Annotated in this window: 16 protein-coding genes; 7 read left to right on the top strand and 9 right to left on the bottom strand. The window is 61.1% G+C overall.

The window, feature by feature from the left end:
* Positions 1-9: 9 nt before the first annotated feature.
* From PH547_RS08365 to PH547_RS08355, 3 genes are all read right to left on the bottom strand, one after another.
* On the bottom strand, positions 10-1,617 hold the full coding sequence (locus tag PH547_RS08365) for a carboxyl transferase domain-containing protein (RefSeq protein ID WP_104822365.1): 1,608 nt from the start codon (positions 1,615-1,617) through the stop codon (positions 10-12).
* A gap of 35 nt (positions 1,618-1,652) precedes the next feature.
* A complete protein-coding gene (locus tag PH547_RS08360; RefSeq protein WP_104825019.1) occupies positions 1,653-2,816 on the bottom strand; it encodes an isovaleryl-CoA dehydrogenase in 1,164 nt (387 codons plus the stop codon).
* Between the two features lie 92 nt (positions 2,817-2,908).
* Entirely contained in the window at positions 2,909-6,382 is a 3,474-nt protein-coding gene (locus PH547_RS08355; protein ID WP_285167984.1) for an indolepyruvate ferredoxin oxidoreductase family protein, read from the bottom strand.
* Between the two features lie 292 nt (positions 6,383-6,674).
* On the opposite strand from PH547_RS08355, the gene PH547_RS08350 reads away from it, so the two are divergent.
* Positions 6,675-7,334 (top strand): glutathione S-transferase family protein, encoded by a 660-nt coding sequence (locus PH547_RS08350; protein WP_104822363.1) that lies wholly within the window; start codon positions 6,675-6,677, stop codon positions 7,332-7,334.
* 6 nt (positions 7,335-7,340) lie between these two features.
* Here PH547_RS08350 and PH547_RS08345 read toward each other — a convergent pair whose 3' ends face one another.
* Entirely contained in the window at positions 7,341-8,237 is an 897-nt protein-coding gene (locus PH547_RS08345) for a LysR substrate-binding domain-containing protein (protein WP_104822362.1), read from the bottom strand.
* Between the two features lie 147 nt (positions 8,238-8,384).
* On the opposite strand from PH547_RS08345, the gene PH547_RS08340 reads away from it, so the two are divergent.
* Complete coding sequence (locus PH547_RS08340) at positions 8,385-8,570, top strand: hypothetical protein (RefSeq protein WP_104822361.1); 186 nt, start codon at positions 8,385-8,387, stop codon at positions 8,568-8,570.
* Between the two features lie 112 nt (positions 8,571-8,682).
* A complete protein-coding gene (locus tag PH547_RS08335; RefSeq protein ID WP_445944981.1) occupies positions 8,683-9,045 on the top strand; it encodes an MmcQ/YjbR family DNA-binding protein in 363 nt (120 codons plus the stop codon).
* Here PH547_RS08335 and PH547_RS08330 read toward each other — a convergent pair whose 3' ends face one another.
* Together PH547_RS08330 and PH547_RS08325 are read right to left on the bottom strand one after the other, a co-directional pair.
* Positions 9,046-9,666, bottom strand: coding sequence for a glutathione S-transferase family protein (locus tag PH547_RS08330; RefSeq protein ID WP_104822360.1), 621 nt, complete (start codon positions 9,664-9,666; stop codon positions 9,046-9,048).
* Positions 9,667-9,805: 139 nt separating this feature from the next.
* Positions 9,806-10,162: a DUF4406 domain-containing protein gene (locus tag PH547_RS08325; protein ID WP_104822359.1), complete on the bottom strand. Its 357-nt coding sequence runs from the start codon at positions 10,160-10,162 to the stop codon at positions 9,806-9,808.
* Positions 10,163-10,284: 122 nt separating this feature from the next.
* Here PH547_RS08325 and PH547_RS08320 point away from each other — a divergent pair, with 122 nt between their 5' ends.
* On the top strand, positions 10,285-11,046 hold the full coding sequence (locus PH547_RS08320) for a DeoR/GlpR family DNA-binding transcription regulator (protein WP_104825017.1): 762 nt from the start codon (positions 10,285-10,287) through the stop codon (positions 11,044-11,046).
* A gap of 46 nt (positions 11,047-11,092) precedes the next feature.
* Here PH547_RS08320 and PH547_RS08315 read toward each other — a convergent pair whose 3' ends face one another.
* The gene (locus tag PH547_RS08315; protein ID WP_285167981.1) at positions 11,093-12,100 is read right to left on the bottom strand and encodes an asparaginase; all 1,008 of its coding nucleotides are present in this window, start codon (positions 12,098-12,100) and stop codon (positions 11,093-11,095) included.
* Between the two features lie 179 nt (positions 12,101-12,279).
* Between PH547_RS08315 and PH547_RS08310 the strand changes: the two genes are divergently transcribed.
* Both PH547_RS08310 and PH547_RS08305 read left to right on the top strand, forming a co-directional pair.
* Positions 12,280-12,570, top strand: a complete 291-nt coding sequence (locus PH547_RS08310) for a type II toxin-antitoxin system RelE/ParE family toxin (protein ID WP_104822357.1) — start codon at positions 12,280-12,282, stop codon at positions 12,568-12,570.
* 2 nt (positions 12,571-12,572) lie between these two features.
* Positions 12,573-12,857, top strand: coding sequence for an addiction module antidote protein (locus PH547_RS08305; RefSeq protein WP_104822356.1), 285 nt, complete (start codon positions 12,573-12,575; stop codon positions 12,855-12,857).
* A 10-nt stretch (positions 12,858-12,867) separates the two neighbouring features.
* Here PH547_RS08305 and PH547_RS08300 read toward each other — a convergent pair whose 3' ends face one another.
* Complete coding sequence (locus PH547_RS08300) at positions 12,868-13,491, bottom strand: helix-turn-helix transcriptional regulator (RefSeq protein ID WP_104822355.1); 624 nt, start codon at positions 13,489-13,491, stop codon at positions 12,868-12,870.
* 101 nt (positions 13,492-13,592) lie between these two features.
* Between PH547_RS08300 and PH547_RS08295 the strand changes: the two genes are divergently transcribed.
* Positions 13,593-15,020 carry an MFS transporter gene (locus PH547_RS08295; RefSeq protein ID WP_104822354.1) on the top strand — a complete coding sequence of 476 codons (1,428 nt, stop codon included), beginning with the start codon at positions 13,593-13,595 and terminating at the stop codon, positions 15,018-15,020.
* Here the strand turns inward: PH547_RS08295 and PH547_RS08290 are convergent.
* Positions 15,001-15,999, bottom strand: a complete 999-nt coding sequence (locus PH547_RS08290) for an NAD(P)H-quinone oxidoreductase (protein ID WP_104822353.1) — start codon at positions 15,997-15,999, stop codon at positions 15,001-15,003. The two genes, PH547_RS08295 and PH547_RS08290, sit on opposite strands and share 20 nt — an antisense overlap.
* Positions 16,000-16,036 lie beyond the last annotated feature (37 nt).

Genomic DNA, 16,036 nt, shown 5'->3' with positions numbered 1-16,036 from the left:
TCAATCTCCTCACATCCTGAACAGGCCGAAGCGAGTGTCTTCGATGGGCGCATTGAGCGCGGCCGAGAGCGACAGCGCCAGCACATCGCGGCTCTTGCGTGGGTCGATGATGCCGTCGTCCCAGAGACGCGCCGAGGCATAGAGCGGGTGGCTCTGGGTCTCGAACATCTTGAGCGTCGGCTGTTTGAAGGCTGCCTCTTCCTCCTTCGTCCAAGGCTTGCCGGCGCGCGCCAGGGCCTCGCCACGTACCGTCGCCAGCACGCCGGCCGCCTGCTCTCCGCCCATGACGGAGATACGGCTGTTGGGCCAGGTCCAGAGAAAGCGCGGAGAATAGGCACGGCCGGCCATGCCGTAGTTGCCGGCGCCGAAAGAACCGCCGATTAGCATGGTGATCTTCGGCACCCTCGTCGTCGCCACAGCCGTCACCAGCTTGGCTCCGTGCTTGGCGATGCCTTCCGTCTCGTATTTCCGGCCGACCATGAAGCCGGTGATATTCTGCAGGAAGACCAGCGGGATTTTCCGCTGCGAGCAAAGTTCAACGAAATGCGCACCCTTCAGCGCCGATTCCGAAAACAGCACGCCGTTGTTGGCGATGATGCCGACGGGAATGCCGTGGATATGGGCAAAGCCGCAGACCAGTGTCGCGCCATAGCGCGCCTTGAATTCGTCAAAGCGCGAGCCGTCGACGATGCGCGCGATGACTTCGCGAACATCGTAGGGCGTGCGCAGATCGGAGGGCACGATGCCGAGCATGTCTTCCGGATCGTAGAGCGGCGGCTCCGGCTCCCGCAGCTCCACAGTTGTCGGTTTGTGGCGATTGAGATTGGCAACGGCCTGCCGCGCCAAGGCCAGCGCATGGGCATCGTCGCGCGCCAGATGATCGGCGACGCCGGAAAGACGCGTATGCACATCGCCGCCGCCAAGATCTTCGGCCGAAACCACCTCACCGGTCGCGGCTTTGACCAGCGGCGGCCCGGCAAGAAAGATCGTCCCCTGCCCCTCGACGATGATGGTCTCGTCGGACATGGCCGGCACATAGGCGCCGCCGGCGGTGCATGAACCCATGACCACAGCGATCTGCGGAATGCCGGCCGCCGACATATTAGCTTGATTGTAGAAGATGCGGCCGAAGTGATCGCGATCGGGAAAGACTTCGTCCTGATTCGGCAGGTTGGCTCCGCCGGAATCGACCAGATAGAGGCAGGGCAGATTATTTTCCGCCGCAATCTCCTGCGCCCGCAAATGCTTCTTCACCGTGATCGGATAGTAGGTGCCGCCCTTTACGGTGGCGTCGTTGCAGACGATCATGCAATCGCGGCCCACCACGCGGCCGATGCCGGCGATCAACCCCGCACCCGGCGCTTCATCGCCATACATGCCATGCGCAGCCGTCGTACCGATTTCGAGAAAGGGCGTCGCCGGATCGATCAATCCTGCCACCCGGTCACGCGGCAGCATCTTGCCGCGGCTGACATGGCGCTCGCGCGCCTGCGCACCGCCGCCCTCCGCCGCCCGCAAGACCGCCGCCTTTGCCACGCCGATCGCCTCCAGCATCGCGGCGCGATTGTCCCTGAAACGGTCCGAATGGGCGGTTATTTCTGACTTCAGGACGGTCATGCTGCATCACCAAAATTGGGGGCGAAATTTCAAAATCAGAGGGTCTCGGCAAAGAGTTCCCGCCCGATCAGCATACGGCGGATTTCGGAGGTGCCGGCGCCGATTTCGTAGAGCTTGGCATCGCGCAGAAGCCGGCCGGCGGGATAGTCGTTGGTATAGCCATTGCCGCCGAGGGCCTGAATGCATTCGAGCGCCATAGCGGTCGCCTTTTCAGCAGCATAGAGAATGCAGCCCGCAGCGTCCTTGCGGTTCGTTTCGCCGCGATCGCAGGCGGCGGCGACCGCATAAACATAGGCGCGGGCGGCATTCATGGTCACATACATGTCGGCAAGCTTGCCCTGCATGAGCTGGAATTCGCCGATCGGCTGGCCGAATTGCCTGCGTTCATGCAGATAGGGCAGCACCACGTCCATGCAGGCGGCCATGATGCCGAGCGGGCCACCCGACAGGACGACGCGCTCGTAGTCGAGGCCGGACATCAGTACCCGGACGCCGCCATCGATCTGACCTAGCACATTTTCCGCCGGCACCTGGCAATCGATAAAAACCAGCTCCGAGGTGCTGGAGCCGCGCATGCCGAGCTTGTCGAGTTTCTGGCCCACGGAGAACCCCTCGAAACCCTTCTCGACCAGGAAAGCGGTGATGCCGCGCGGGCCGGCGTCCGGCGCGGTCTTGGCATAGACGACCAGCACGTCGGCATCCGGACCGTTGGTGATCCACATCTTGCTGCCGTTCAGCACATAGCGGTCGCCGCGCTTTTCGGCGTGAAGCTTCATCGAAACGACATCGGAACCCGAGCCGGGCTCCGACATGGCAAGCGCGCCGATATGTTCGCCGGAGATCAATTTAGGCAAGTAACGCGCCTTCTGCTCGTCGGTGCCGTTGCGGTTGATTTGGTTGACGCAGAGATTGGAATGGGCTCCGTAGCTCAGACCGACGGAGGCCGAGGCGCGGCTGATTTCTTCCATGGCGACCGCATGCGCTACATAGCCGAGGCCGGCGCCGCCATAGGCTTCGTCGGCGGTGATGCCGAGCAGCCCGAGATCCCCCATTTCCCGCCACAGCTCCATCGGAAAACCATTGTTGCGGTCGAACTCGTCAGCGAGCGGTGCGATGCGCTGACCGGCAAAGCGGCGCACGCTATCACGCAGCGCCTCGATCTCCTCCCCGAGCGCAAAGTTCAATCCTCCAGCATACATTGCCTTCTCCTCCCGCTTTTCCCGATGCATGATCCCGGAATGGCTATGCGCCATTGAGGATCATACTCTCCTCGCGCCCCTCTTTGAGACCATCATGCCGCATCGGCAGGAACCTGATGCTTCTCCTCCGCTATTTCATAGGTCTTCAGCTTCTCGGCGATCCGCGCCATGACCTTGCGGGCCGCCGCCTCCTTGACCGGTCCGAAGCCTCTGATTTCATCAAACAACGACAGGATGGCAAGGGCCTCCGTTTCATTACCCGCGCGCAGGCCGTTGAGAACGCGGCCGGCAATCGCCTCGTATTCGCCGATCAACCGACGTTCCAGCCGGCGCTCCCGCATATAGCCGAAGGGATCGAAGACCGTACCGCGCAACCGCTTCATCGGCGCGAGCCTGCGTAGCAGCGGCAATATCCAGGGGCCGAATTCCCGCTTCTTCGGTCGGCCGTTCGGATCCTTGCCGGCCAGCATCGGCGGCGCGAGATTGAAGGCCAGCTTGAAATCGCCTTCCATCTCGTCGCGTAAATGCGCCTCGAAGGCCGGATCGGTCAGCAGCCGCGCCACCTCATATTCGTCCTTATAGGCCAGCACCCGCGCATAGGTCGTGGCGACGGCGAAGGGCACCTTGTCCGAAAGCCGTTCCCTGGCAGCCGCGGCGATTGCACGCTGGACGAACGCGCCATAGCGATCGGCAAGTGCGGCGTTCTGATAGGCAGTCAGATGCCCCTTGCGGTGGGCAATCAACTCGTCGAGGCTCATCTCTGCAAGTGTCTTGTCGGCATCCGGCTCCGTCATCATCTCCTTTACGGCCTGCGGATCATGCGCCAGCAGACGGCCCCAGTGGAAGGCCGAGAGGCTGGCTTTCACGGCGACGCCGTTGAGCTCGATCGCCTTCTCGATGGCTTCCAGCGACAGCGGCAGCAAGCCGCGCTGCCAGGCAAAGCCAGTGAGAAGAATATTGGTCGACATGGCATCACCGGTGACCTCGCTTGCCACATGACCAAAATCGAGGAAGACGGATTTGTCACTGACGGTCTTGGCGATGGTGTGCTGAATCGAGCCGATCTTGAAATCGAAATCGCGGTTGCGAACGAAATCAGCGACCGGCATGAGGCCGGTATTGACGATGGCCGTCGTGCGGTTCGAGGCACACAGCGTAATCGCATCCTTGGACGCGCCGACCACTTCGTCGGCAGCGAGCAGCAGGTCGGCGCCGCCGTTGACGATGCGCGACGAGGTGACGTCGGCTTCGCTATAACCAATGCGCAGATGGCTCATCACCGCGCCGCCCTTCTGCGCGAGACCGGCCATGTCGAGGATCATCGGCACCTTGCCGTCGAGATGAGCCGCCATGCCGAGGATGGCACCGATCGTCAGGATACCGGTACCGCCGACGCCGGCGATCGCGATGTTCCAGGGATGCTCGCCGATCACCGGGACCTCCGGCATCGGCACCTTGGCATTCGCGTATTCCAACGCCTTGCGTTTGCGGCGCTTGCCGCCATGGACGGTCACAAAAGACGGGCAGAAGCCTTTGACACAGGAGAAGTCCTTGTTGCAGCTCGATTGGTTGATCTGCCGTTTGCGGCCGAACTCCGTCTCCAGCGGCTCGACCGAGATGCAGTTGGATTGCACCGAGCAATCGCCGCAGCCTTCGCAGACAGCCGGATTGATGAAGACCCGCTTGGCCGGGTCCTCCATCAGGCCACGGCTCCGGCGGCGGCGTTTTTCCGCCGCGCAGGTCTGGACATAGACGATCGCCGAGCAGCCTTCGGTTTCGCGCAGCGTCAGCATCACCTGATCGATATTATCGCGATGCAGCACCTTGACGCCGGGAGCCAGATCCGATGCCGCATAGGCCGAAGGATTTTCCGCGAGCAGATAGATCGGCGAAACGCCCTCGCCATGCAACTGACGGGTCAGGAGTTGAGGCGTCAGATAACCGTCGATCGGCTGACCGCCGGTCATGGCAACGGCGTCGTTGTAGAGCAGCTTGTAGGTAACATTGACCTTGGCGGCGACCGATTGGCGGATGGCGAGAATGCCGGAATGGAAATAGGTGCCGTCACCGAGATTGACGAACATGTGCTTCTCGTCGGTGTAACGGGCAATCGCCGTCCAGGGCACGCCCTCGCCGCCCATCTGCGTGAAGGTCTGGGTGTTTCGGTCCATCCAGGTGACCATGTAGTGGCAGCCGATGCCCGCCATGGCGCGACTGCCTTCCGGCACGCGGGTGGATGTGTTGTGCGGGCAGCCGGAACAGAAGAACGGCGTACGCTGCAAGGGCGCGACATGCGTGCGGCTGATCTGGCCGCGTTCGGCAAGATAGGCGAGCTTGGCGGCGATCTGGTCGTGCAGCGAAGGATCGAGATCCAGCTTGACGATGCGCCCGGCAATAGCCCGTGCCACCGCACCAACCGTCAGCGCCGCCGACAGGCTGAGATAGGGCTTGTCGTGCTCATCGAACTTGCCGACGATGCGCGGACGGACATCGGCGCGCCAATTGAAGAGCTGCTGCTTGATCTGATTTTCGATGATCTCGCGCCGCTCCTCGACAACCAGCACCTCGTCCAACCCTTCGGAAAAATGCCGGACCGCTTCCGGCTCCAACGGCCACGGCATACGGACTTTCAAAATACGCAGGCCGATTGCGGCCATTTCCTTCGGGCCGATTTCGAGTTCGCGCAGTGCCTGCAGCACGTCCTCATAGGCCTTGCCGGAGGAGATGATGCCGAAGCGGGCGTTGGGCACGTCATGGGTGATTTCATCGACGCGATTGGCGCGGGCAAAGGCGATAGCGGCATAGGCCTTGTAGGTCTGCAGACGATCGTCCTGCATCAGCGGCGTATCGGGCCAACGCAGGTTCAGGCCGCCGGGCGGCAGATCGAAATCGGTCGGCAGCACGAATTGCCGCTTCTCGCCTGAGAGATCGACCGCGGCTGTCGTCTCAATCGTGTCGGCAATGAATTTCATGCCCACCCAGCAGCCGGAATAGCGCGACATGGCGATGCCGAGCAGGCCATATTCGAGGAATTCGTGGATCGAGGATGGATAGATGACCGGGATGACCGCCGACATGAAATCATGGTCGGTCTGGTGCGGGATCGTGGAGGATTTGGCGGAATGATCGTCGCCCGCGAAACAGAGGACGCCGCCATGTTTCGACGTGCCGGCGGCATTGCCATGTTTCAGCACATCACCGGAGCGGTCGACGCCAGGACCCTTGCCGTACCATATGCCGAGCACGCCATCCTTGCGCACGCCGGGGGACAGACCGACTTGTTGCGTGCCCCAGATGGCGGTGGCCGCAAGGTCTTCGTTGATGCCGGGCTGGAAGGTGACGTCATGCGCGTCGAGATAGGTCTTGGCTTTCAGAAGCTGCTGATCGTAGCCGCCGAGCGGCGACCCGCGATAGCCGGATATGAAGGCTGCGGTGTTGAGGCCGGCGGCGCGGTCGCGGCGCATCTGGGTCATCGGTAGACGCACGAGGGTCTGCAGTCCGGTCATGAAGACGCGGCCTTCATCTGCTGTATATTTGTCGTCAAGCGATACGCTCGTCGCTAGCATCTGCTCTCCTCCCGAGATCGCAGTCACCGATTGCGTAAAATATCCTCGCCGAATGCCTCCTACCGCACTGGCGAAAATCCAGTCTAACAGTAGCATGCGCCATTGCTAATTTCCGAACGAAGGCAGTGCGCGGCCGGCATGATTCGCAAAGATTGAAGGGCTTTACGGATATTTTCGTGCTTGATCCCTGCGCACTCATCAAAAGCTTTCATTGCAGATATAAACCCGCGCCTCTTCCGTTTACCGAACGCCGCCAATAACCTCGCTTCGACTCGATTTTCGGAGACCGACTATGCTGACAATTTACGGCGTCTATCGCTCACGCGCATCGCGCAACTACTGGATGGCGGAGGAGCTTGGCATTCCCTTTCAATCCGTGCCCGTGATCCAGGCCAGCCGGCTCGGTAATCCCTTAAACCCAGAAGCGCCGGTCAATACGATGTCGGCGGAATTCTTGGCCGTCAATCCGATGGGCATGATCCCCGCCATCAAGGACGGCGATCTCGTCATGCATGAATCGCTCGCCATCAATCTCTATCTCGCCCGCAAGTATGGCGGACCGCTGTCGGGGCAGACGGTGGAGGAAGAGGGTCTGCTCGGCATGTGGACCATGTGGGCGGCAACGGAGGTAGAGCCTCATTCCGTGGCCCTCGTGCGCATATATGACCGCGCACAGGAGAACACCGATGCAGGCAAGGCTGGAATCGCGGTTGCCTGCCGGTCGCTGAAGCGGCCACTCGGCGTGCTGGAAAAGCACCTGACGAACCGGGAATACCTCCTGGGCGATCGCTTCACCGTCGCCGATCTCAATCTCGCAGAGGTGCTGCGCTATGCGCAGACCGAACAGGCTTTGTTCGATAGCCATCCGAACGTAAAGATTTGGATCGAGCGCTGCCAGTCGCGAGCCGCCTATAAGGCAATGCAGGCAACACGCGGCAAGGAGCCGATCTGAGGCCGCTCAACGGAAGAGCTGCATGCTCTCATCCATCTCTTCTCTGATCCAGCTCTTGAAGGCGGTGACTTTTTTCGCCTCGCGCACGCCTTCCGCCGTGATGAAATAGTGGCCGATACCGGTTTTGGCGCGGATACCGAAGGGATCCACGAGGCACTTCTGTTGCAACGCATAGGCGGCCAGCGTTTGCCAGGCAAGCATTACGCCCTGGCCCGACATGGCGGCATCGAGGCAGAGCGACGCATCGTTGAAGATATGTCGCTCTTCCATGCATTTGCCGGAGAGGCCTGCCTCCTTGAGCCAGACATCCCAGGTGAACATGGCATGCCCGTCAATGACGGCGGGCACATTTAACAGATCCGCAGGCTGCTTGAGTTTGGCGGCGATCTGCGGTGTGACGACCGGAAAGATTTCCTGCGCCAATAGCAGTTCGGATTTCACGCCCGGCCAGTGCCCATTGCCGACCCGGATGCCGATATCGACATCCGATGTTGCCGGATTGACGAGTTGCGTGGTGGCGTCGATGCGGAGCCTGATATCCGGATGGCGCTTGGCGAAGCGATCAAGCCGATGCACCAGCCAGCGGGCGGCGAGGACCGGCGCAACCGAGATGGTGAGGATATTGTCGTCGCGATGCTGTGCGGCGGTGACCGCCGCCGAGAGCGCCTGAAAGCCTTCGCCGAGCCGCGCCAGAACCGAGATACCCGCCTCCGTCACCGTCATCCCTTTCGGCGTGCGCTCGAAAACCGGTCGCCCCAATTGCGCCTCGGCCTTGATCACCTGCTGGCTGACGGCGCCGATGGTCACGCCAAGCTCATCGGCGGCCGCCTGCAACGACCCGAGCCGTCCCACGGCCTCTAGCGCCCGGAGACCATTCAGATGAACGCTGTTGAGATTCTTCATATAGAATATCTATATCAGCATGCCGGCATTCTCAATTGAAAAGCTGCCCGATGCGCGCGATCATCGCGGCATAAAACCCGAACCGCCACCGTCCCGCCGACTAACCGCCTCAGGGCGCATCATCGCGGAAGAACGAGGAGGCATGGCATGTCGATACTGAAGCTTTTCTTGAATCATCTGCTGCACGACGACAGCGAGCGGCAGGACGACCCGTTGCAGCATCCGGCTCTGGCGGCCATGTCGCTGGAGGAACTGGCCGATCTGCCGTTGACGCCGGAGAATTTGGGGCGGAAGGCGGAGGGGCAAGATCTGAGATTGAAAGAATGCGTATAATGCAGGAACAAGTCATCTCACGGCGCTGAACGATCCCAACCAGCTCTTCGGCGCCCGCCTCCGATCATGTATGTTTCCTCAACGATATCCGATCGGAACGGGATAGCGCAGTATGGCTATAGGCATCGATATTGACGCGATCTTCCAGCGCCTCCAACGCGCTGTAGCGGAAGCCCGCCTACCCGAGGTCGAGATCAGCACCCACTATGGTATGCCGGCGCTGAAGGTGGGCGGCAAGGCTTTCGTTTCCATCAAGAATGACGAGACGATCGTGCTGGCGGTGCCGATCGACCGCAAGGAGCAGCTAATCGAGATGGCGCCGGAGATCTATTTCCAGACGGATCACTATGTCGGCTGGCCGTCGCTGCCATTGCGCATCGCCGCCATCGGCGACGACGAACTGCAACTGCGGCTGATCGAGGCCTGGCGGTTTCGGGCACCAAAGAAATTGCGGGCTGCTTTCGTCGCCGAGTGATCAAACCCGCTCGGCGGCGATGGCCCTTTGCACGGCCGGGCGCTCCAGCATACGCGCGTGATGGGCGCTGACCTTCTCAAAGCTGGCCCGATCGACGCCATCGCCCGGCAACCAACTTGCCAGCGTGAAGAGATAGCCGTCGGCGACGGTGTACTGCTCGCCCATCACCCACGGCCCTTCCAGCATCTTCTCCTCGATCAGCGCGAAACACTCGCCCATGTTTTGCGGCACCTTGGCCTTCATCGCTTCGATTGCCGCGGCATCGTCGGTCCAGCGATAGCCGCGCCCTTTGTGAGCGTGGTTTACATGGACGGTCGAGGCGAGATAGCTGTTGAAGGCCTGCATGCGGGCAAAATCGAAGGGATCGTCGAGTGGCGCCAACCGGGCAGCCGGCGCGATCTGGGCAACATAGGCAAGGATCGCCACGTTTTCCGTGACGACGCCCTTGTCGGTCACCAGAGCCGGAACACGTCCCTTGGGATTGATTGCCAGATAATCCGGCGAACGCTGCTCTCCAACGGCAAAATTGAGGCGCCGCGCCTCGTAGGCGAGGCCCGACTCCTCGAGTGCTATAAGGCTGGCGAGCGCACAACTACCCGGTGAGAAATACAAATTCAGCATATCCGTTTCCTCCTCGATTTCACTCGACGTTAGCTGCGACCGTGGCAATACGGAAGTGGCCAGCACTGATATCGATCATGAAAGCTTTTGATGGATGCCGTCTGCGCATCGCCCTTGTGGGAGGCACGCCGCCAGTCCGTTAGCCGCAGCCCGGCACATCCTCCAGCCGATACCAGACCGGGATACCGCGTTCGCCGGCGATGCGCACGTCATTGTCGGCTCCCTTGGACTCGCCTGGGAGCCTGAGAACGCCCTCGCACAATTGCAGCAGCCGACCAGCGGTCGGGTGGAATATTTCTTCATAGAGATCGTCGCCGATACTTTTGCCGCCCGCAGCGTGCCAGACCGGCAAGGCGACCCATTCGCCGATCATAGGCACATGCCCCGCCTTGAACAGTGCATAGGACGGCTCCTCCAGCCGCTTGAGATTCTCGGCCATCTTCCGTGGATCGTCTCCGGTTCCCGAACGATATGGCCCAGCAATCAAGATCAACATGTCATATCTCCTCTTTTCCCGCACCATGCAGGAATTTGCACGAATATGCGCTAAATTTCTTGATTGTCGACTCATTTCTGATAAATTCACGTCATTCCATGAATTATCGTGCGGAATCAGGCATGCTTACAGTCCAGCGAAAGACTCTCATTCTCGATATCCTGCGCCGCGACGGCCAGGTAATTGCCAAGACAATTGCCGATGATTTGGGTCTGTCCGAAGACACGATCCGCAGGGACCTGAGGGAAATGGCGGCGGAAAAGCTGCTGAAGCGCGTGCATGGCGGCGCGTTGCCGCTCACACCGGAATTGCCGGATTTCTCAACGCGACGGGGCGTGTCGCCGGATGCGAAGCGGCAGCTCGGCGCCTATGCGGCGAGGATGGTCCGACCAGGACGGACGGTGTTTCTCGATGGTGGAACGACGACGGCGGAAATCGCCCGCCATCTTCCCCGGAATTTTGCCTTCACCGTCGTCACGCATAGCCCGACGATCGCGGGCGAGCTGGAACATCATCCGACAGCCGACGTGATCCTGATCGGCGGCAAACTCTACAAACACTCAATGGTGGCGACGGGCGCGGCGGCGATTGCGGCAATCTCACTGGTGCGCCCGGACATTTTCTTCCTCGGTGTCACCGCTATTCACCCCGTTCACGGCCTTTCTACCGGCGATTTCGAGGAGGCCGCCATCAAACGGCATATCGCGCAATGCTCGGCGGAAACCTATGTGATGGTGACCCAGGAGAAATTGGATGCCGCCTCTCCCTGCCATATCCTGCCCATCACGGCGGTTTCGGGCATGGTCGTGCCGTCAGATATCAGTGAGGCGAGCCTGGCGCCCTATCGCAGCGCACAGGTTCCGATTTTCACCGTCGGCGACTGACGCAGATGCGCTATGCACATCCAAGTTGGAGTCTTCTACCGGCGTTTTATGCCGCCAGTGCGGCCGCGGCTCTGATGTCGCCGACTTGGATGCCGTTCCAGTTGCTGAGCGCCCTATTGGCCATTCCCATCAGACCGGCATGGACGTCACTGTCTTTTTCAAAGAAGCGGGCGAGCGCGGCTGCAACCATGGTTTCTGCTGCGCGGGCACTGCCATCATCGCATTTGACCGCAATCGCGACGCCCTGTTCAGGAATTGCTGCACAGAATACGCCTTCGGCGCCGGTCTTGGCGAAGATGCGGCTGGGGGCGACCTGCATCAGCTTGGTGCAGGCGCGGCCGGTGCCGGCAACATAGAAGGGTTCAGCCATGCAGGCTTCGAACAGGCGGCGCGAGGCCTTGGCGCGCAGCGGCTCCAGGCCGTTGCCCGTCGCCATCTTGGCGAAGCCATGCGCCAAGCTTCTGAGCGGCACGGCGTAGTTCGGGATCGAGCAGCCGTCGGTGCCGCAATTGTCGTAACCAAGCGGCGTTCCCGTCAGGCTTTGCATCGTCTCGCGGATCTGCCGCTGCAGCGGATGGTCGTAGCCGACATAGCCTTTGGGATCGATATGTTGATGGCAGCAGGCGCAGATGAAGCCGGAGTGTTTACCCGAGCAGTTGTTGTGCAGCGCCGACGGCTTTCCGACCGTGCGCGCCTGGTGGATGATCGCCTTCTGCTCGAAAGACCAATGTGCGCCGCATTCCAGCGCGCTGACGTCCCGCCCGGCGCGGGCGAGCATGGAGGCAGCCAGCGCCACATGCGCGTCTTCGCCGCTATGCGAGGAGCAGGCCAGCGCCAATTCCGTGTTGCCAAAGCCATAGGCATCCGCCGCACCGCTTTCTACCAGTGGCAAAGCCTGCATCGCCTTGCAGGCAGAACGCGGAAACACACCACTCTCAATGTCGCCGAGCGACAGCACCAACGTCCCATCGCCATCGACGACGGCAACCGAACCGCGATGACGGCTCTCGACGAGATTTCCACGGGTGATTTCGACGCAGACGGGATTGGACATGATCGGAAGCGCTCTTTGATTTGCGGTATACGCTACTGATAGCCGCTGCGCAGAGGATTGCCAACCGGCTCAGGAATCGATGACCGTTGGCCGCCACCTCCTTCATATCATCTGGGTTCAATACCGATAGCTTTGTGTATTATAATTGACAGTGAAATTCTGTGTATTATAGTACACAAATGATCGAAATCCGTCAGACCGCTGAGTTCGCTGAGTGGCTTGGCAAAATCAAAGATATCAACGCGGTTGCTCGTATCCAGGTGAGGATTCGTCGCCTCTCGCTTGGAAATCCCGGCGATGTAAAGCCTGTCGGCGAAGGCATCAGCGAACTTCGCATCGATTACGGCCCGGGATACCGGCTTTACTATCATAAACGCGGCCAGGAACTCGTTCTGCTCCTATGCGGTGGCGACAAGAGCACTCAGAACGCCGATATTGCAAAGGCTAAAGCACTCGCGAAGGAGGCTTGATCATGGCACTCGAAACCAAACCTTGGGATCCGACGGAACATCTGGACAGTCCTGAAGCCATTGCAGCCTATGTCGAAGCGGCATTCGAGGACGGCGACCCTGCACTTATTGCCGCAGTCATCGGTGACGTCGCCCGTGCCCGCGGCATGACGCAGCTCGCAAAGGAAGCCGGGGTCAGCCGCGAAACGATCTACAAGGCCTTCAGCGAAGGCGGTAATCCGACACTGGAAACGCTATCAGGCGTCATTCGCGCTCTCGGTTTGAAATTGACTGTACGGGCAGCATAGCCGTTTCACTTCAGAGCGCTCGAATCCGGTAGGCACAGCGCCGCGCGCCGAGGAGGATGTGCTCTTCCCGCTCCACGCTTGCCCCAAGTGTCGCACGGAAGGTCTCGAGTTCCGAGCGGCAGAAGCCGACGCATGCGGTCGCGGCAGCGCAGATGGGACAATGGTTCTCCACCAGCACCAGCGAACCGTCCTCTTCCGGCCAATAATCCGCCATATAGCCCTCGCGCGTGCGGATGGCCGCAAGCATCGCGACGCGCGATGGTAGATCGGCGGAGACGTCGATCTCGCTGCGGTAGCGCTTTAAGGTCTCCGCCTCGCGGGCGGAAATGACCGCATCGACCGCACCCTGCCCCAACTGCTTGGCCATGGTCGTCAGCAGTGTCGCGGTCAGATCGGCATGGCCGTCTGGAAACTGGCGGCTGCCGGCGGCCGTCAGGTGCCAGAACTGCCGCGGCCGGCCCCTGCCGGATGCTGATTCCGTCACTGGCTCGACCAAGCCCTCCTCTCCCATCTTCGTCAGTTGCTGGCGTGCCGCTTCCGACGATATGCCGAGCGCATTACCGATCGTCGATGCGAGCTGTGGGCCGTCGGTTTTCAACAGGATCGAGATACGATTGACGGGCGATTGGCGCATTTTTCCAAGTTTTTTCTTGTTTTAATTTCGAGACTGTGTGATTTTCCAATTTATAACTTGGAAAATAATTATTCGCTAGGGAAAATGCCGAGGATCATCCGATGTCGAGCATCCAAAATGCAGATTCATCCCGCTCTACCTCTCTCTTCACCCTCTTCTCACCTGAGTTTCTGGCACCAACCCTGATGCTCGGCGGCGGCGTCGCCCTCTATGCCGTCGAATCCTATATCACTGCGACGATCGCGCCTTCCGTCGTTCGCGATATCGGCGGCCTGGAGCTGTTTTCCTGGATGACGACGCTTTTCGTCGCCGCCGGCGTGCTCGGCTCGATCACCGTTGCGACACGGCCGAGAGGCATAGGCCTGCGCGCGGTCTATGTCGCTGCGGCGCTGATATTCGGAGTGGGAAACCTGATCTGCGCCGCCGCGCCGGCGATGCCTGTCGTGCTGGCCGGACGCGCCGTACAAGGCTTCGGCGTCGGCATGCTCGCGGCCCTCGCCTATGCCTTTGTCCGCTTCGTCTACCCCGAGCCGCTGTGGCGCAAGGCCTCCACACTCTATGCCGCACTATGGGGCGTGGCGACGGTGCTTGGGCCAACGCTCGGCGGATTGTTTTCCGCCGGCAGCGCATGGCGCGAAGCCTTCATTATCCTCGTACCGGTGGCAGGCATCATGGCTTTTTCGGCGCGATGGCTGCTGCCGCGCGTCGAGGACGACCGCGCGGAGGGAAAACCGCCATTGATCCAGATCGCGCTTCTGCTCACCGCGGTCCTGCTGATGAGCCTTGCCGGCACGAGCGATCACGGATCGACGAAGATCCTGCTGATCGGCCTCGCTGTCACCTTCATCGCGGCGATGCTGGTCCTCGAGCGCAAGAGCAAAACGAGGCTCCTGCCGAAGGACGCCGTCATGCTCGCAAGGCCGATCTCCCGGCTTTATCTGATGATGTTCGCGATGATGATGGTACTGACAAGCGACATCTATATCCCTTACTTCCTGCAGAGCATGCACGGTGTCGCGCCGCTGGCGTCAGGCTATCTCGTCGCGCTCGTGGCGCTCGGCTGGACCGCGGCCGCCTTCATCAGCGCCTCGTTTTCGGGGAAGCAAGCCGCCCGTGCCATCATCGTCGGCAGCGTGCTCGAAACCGCCGCCACCGCTTCACTGATCGCCTTTGTAGCCCGAGACAATCCGACTGGAGAGCTCGTTTGGCTTGCTCCCACCGTTGTCGCCATGTTTCTGATGGGTTTCGGCGTCGGTCTTGGCTGGGCGCATCTGATCGCAGGGATCATCCGCCTTGTCGGCGGTGCCGAGCAGGACAAGGCTTCGGCGGCCATTTCGATGGTGCAGTCGCTCGGCGGCGCGTTCGGCGCTTCGCTGGCGGGCGTGATCGTCAACAGCGCCGGACTTGCCGACCCCGGCGGCATCGCCGGTAGCGTGTCTGCCGCCACCTGGCTTTATGCGTCTATGGCGCTGCCGGGCCTCGTTGCCGTCACCGTCTCGTTCACCCTCATCAGGCCAGCTTCAGCATGATCTTGCCGATGTGATTGCTGGTCTCCATCAGCTTGTGCGCCTCGACGACGTCTTCGAAGGCAAAGGTTCGGTAAATGACGGGCGCGACGGTCCCTTCATCAAGCAGCGGCCAGACCTGGGAGTGGAGATCGTCGCGGATGGCGCGCTTTTCTTCCGCCGTGCGCGGGCGCATGGTCGAACCGGTGACCGTCAGGCGCTTGACCATGATTGGCTGCAGATTGGCCTTCTCGACCACCGCGCCGCCAAGGAAGGCGATGATCGACAGGCAGCCATCCTTGGCGAGGCAAGCCAGATTCTTCTCGAAATAGGCAGCGCCGATCATGTCGAGGATGGCATCGACCCCATGGCCGGTTTCCGCCTTGATGACCTCGGCAAAGTCTTCCTCTTTATAGTTGATGGCCCGCTTCGCGCCGAGCTTCTCGCAGGCTTCGCATTTCTCCTTCGAGCCGGCGGTGGCGTAGACCGTGGCGCCGAAAGCGTGCGCGAGCTGGATCGCCGTCGTGCCGATTCCGCTGGAGCCGCCGTGGATCAGGACGCTTTCGCCTTCGGTAAGGCCGACCATCTGGAAAAGATTGGCCCAGACGGTGAAGAACGTCTCGGGCAGCGCCGCCGCGCGAACGGCGTCGTAGCCATTTGGAAAGCGCAACGCCTGGCCGGCCGGGAGAACGCAATATTCGGCATAGGCGCCGCCATTGGCGAGGCCGCATACCTTGTTGCCGATGGCGAATTCCGTGACGCCACGTGCGACATCGACGACTTCGCCGGCGATTTCCAGGCCAAGGATAGGGCTTGCGTCCTTCGGCGGCGGATAAATGCCCTGGCGCTGGGCAACATCCGGCCTGTTGACGCCGGCCGCCTCGACGCGAACGAGGATCTCGCCGTCCTTGAGCACCGGCAGAGGCCTGCGGGCAATCGTCATGACCTCGGGAGCACCGAAGGATGGCAAATCCACAAAACGCATTTCAGACGGCAAGTGCATGGCTCGTTCTCCTCTCCCAGCAAAGCAGTGGAGATAG

Source organism: Rhizobium cerradonense, from assembly GCF_030182455.1.
In the GTDB taxonomy this organism is placed as follows: Bacteria; Pseudomonadota; Alphaproteobacteria; order Rhizobiales; family Rhizobiaceae; genus Rhizobium.
This window is presented reverse-complemented; position numbering and strand designations above follow the sequence as displayed.

Coding starts and splice junctions, on each gene's coding strand:
- PH547_RS08340 (WP_104822361.1), top strand. CDS start 8,385: ATGTCGATACTGAAGCTTTTCTTGAATCATCTGCTGCACGACGACAGC.
- PH547_RS08300 (WP_104822355.1), bottom strand. CDS start 13,491: ATGCGCCAATCGCCCGTCAATCGTATCTCGATCCTGTTGAAAACCGAC.
- PH547_RS08290 (WP_104822353.1), bottom strand. CDS start 15,999: ATGCACTTGCCGTCTGAAATGCGTTTTGTGGATTTGCCATCCTTCGGT.
- PH547_RS08295 (WP_104822354.1), top strand. CDS start 13,593: ATGTCGAGCATCCAAAATGCAGATTCATCCCGCTCTACCTCTCTCTTC.
- PH547_RS08345 (WP_104822362.1), bottom strand. CDS start 8,237: ATGAAGAATCTCAACAGCGTTCATCTGAATGGTCTCCGGGCGCTAGAG.
- PH547_RS08305 (WP_104822356.1), top strand. CDS start 12,573: ATGGCACTCGAAACCAAACCTTGGGATCCGACGGAACATCTGGACAGT.
- PH547_RS08360 (WP_104825019.1), bottom strand. CDS start 2,816: ATGTATGCTGGAGGATTGAACTTTGCGCTCGGGGAGGAGATCGAGGCG.
- PH547_RS08355 (WP_285167984.1), bottom strand. CDS start 6,382: ATGCTAGCGACGAGCGTATCGCTTGACGACAAATATACAGCAGATGAA.
- PH547_RS08325 (WP_104822359.1), bottom strand. CDS start 10,162: ATGTTGATCTTGATTGCTGGGCCATATCGTTCGGGAACCGGAGACGAT.
- PH547_RS08330 (WP_104822360.1), bottom strand. CDS start 9,666: ATGCTGAATTTGTATTTCTCACCGGGTAGTTGTGCGCTCGCCAGCCTT.
- PH547_RS08335 (WP_445944981.1), top strand. CDS start 8,683: ATGGCTATAGGCATCGATATTGACGCGATCTTCCAGCGCCTCCAACGC.
- PH547_RS08365 (WP_104822365.1), bottom strand. CDS start 1,617: ATGACCGTCCTGAAGTCAGAAATAACCGCCCATTCGGACCGTTTCAGG.
- PH547_RS08315 (WP_285167981.1), bottom strand. CDS start 12,100: ATGTCCAATCCCGTCTGCGTCGAAATCACCCGTGGAAATCTCGTCGAG.
- PH547_RS08350 (WP_104822363.1), top strand. CDS start 6,675: ATGCTGACAATTTACGGCGTCTATCGCTCACGCGCATCGCGCAACTAC.
- PH547_RS08310 (WP_104822357.1), top strand. CDS start 12,280: ATGATCGAAATCCGTCAGACCGCTGAGTTCGCTGAGTGGCTTGGCAAA.
- PH547_RS08320 (WP_104825017.1), top strand. CDS start 10,285: ATGCTTACAGTCCAGCGAAAGACTCTCATTCTCGATATCCTGCGCCGC.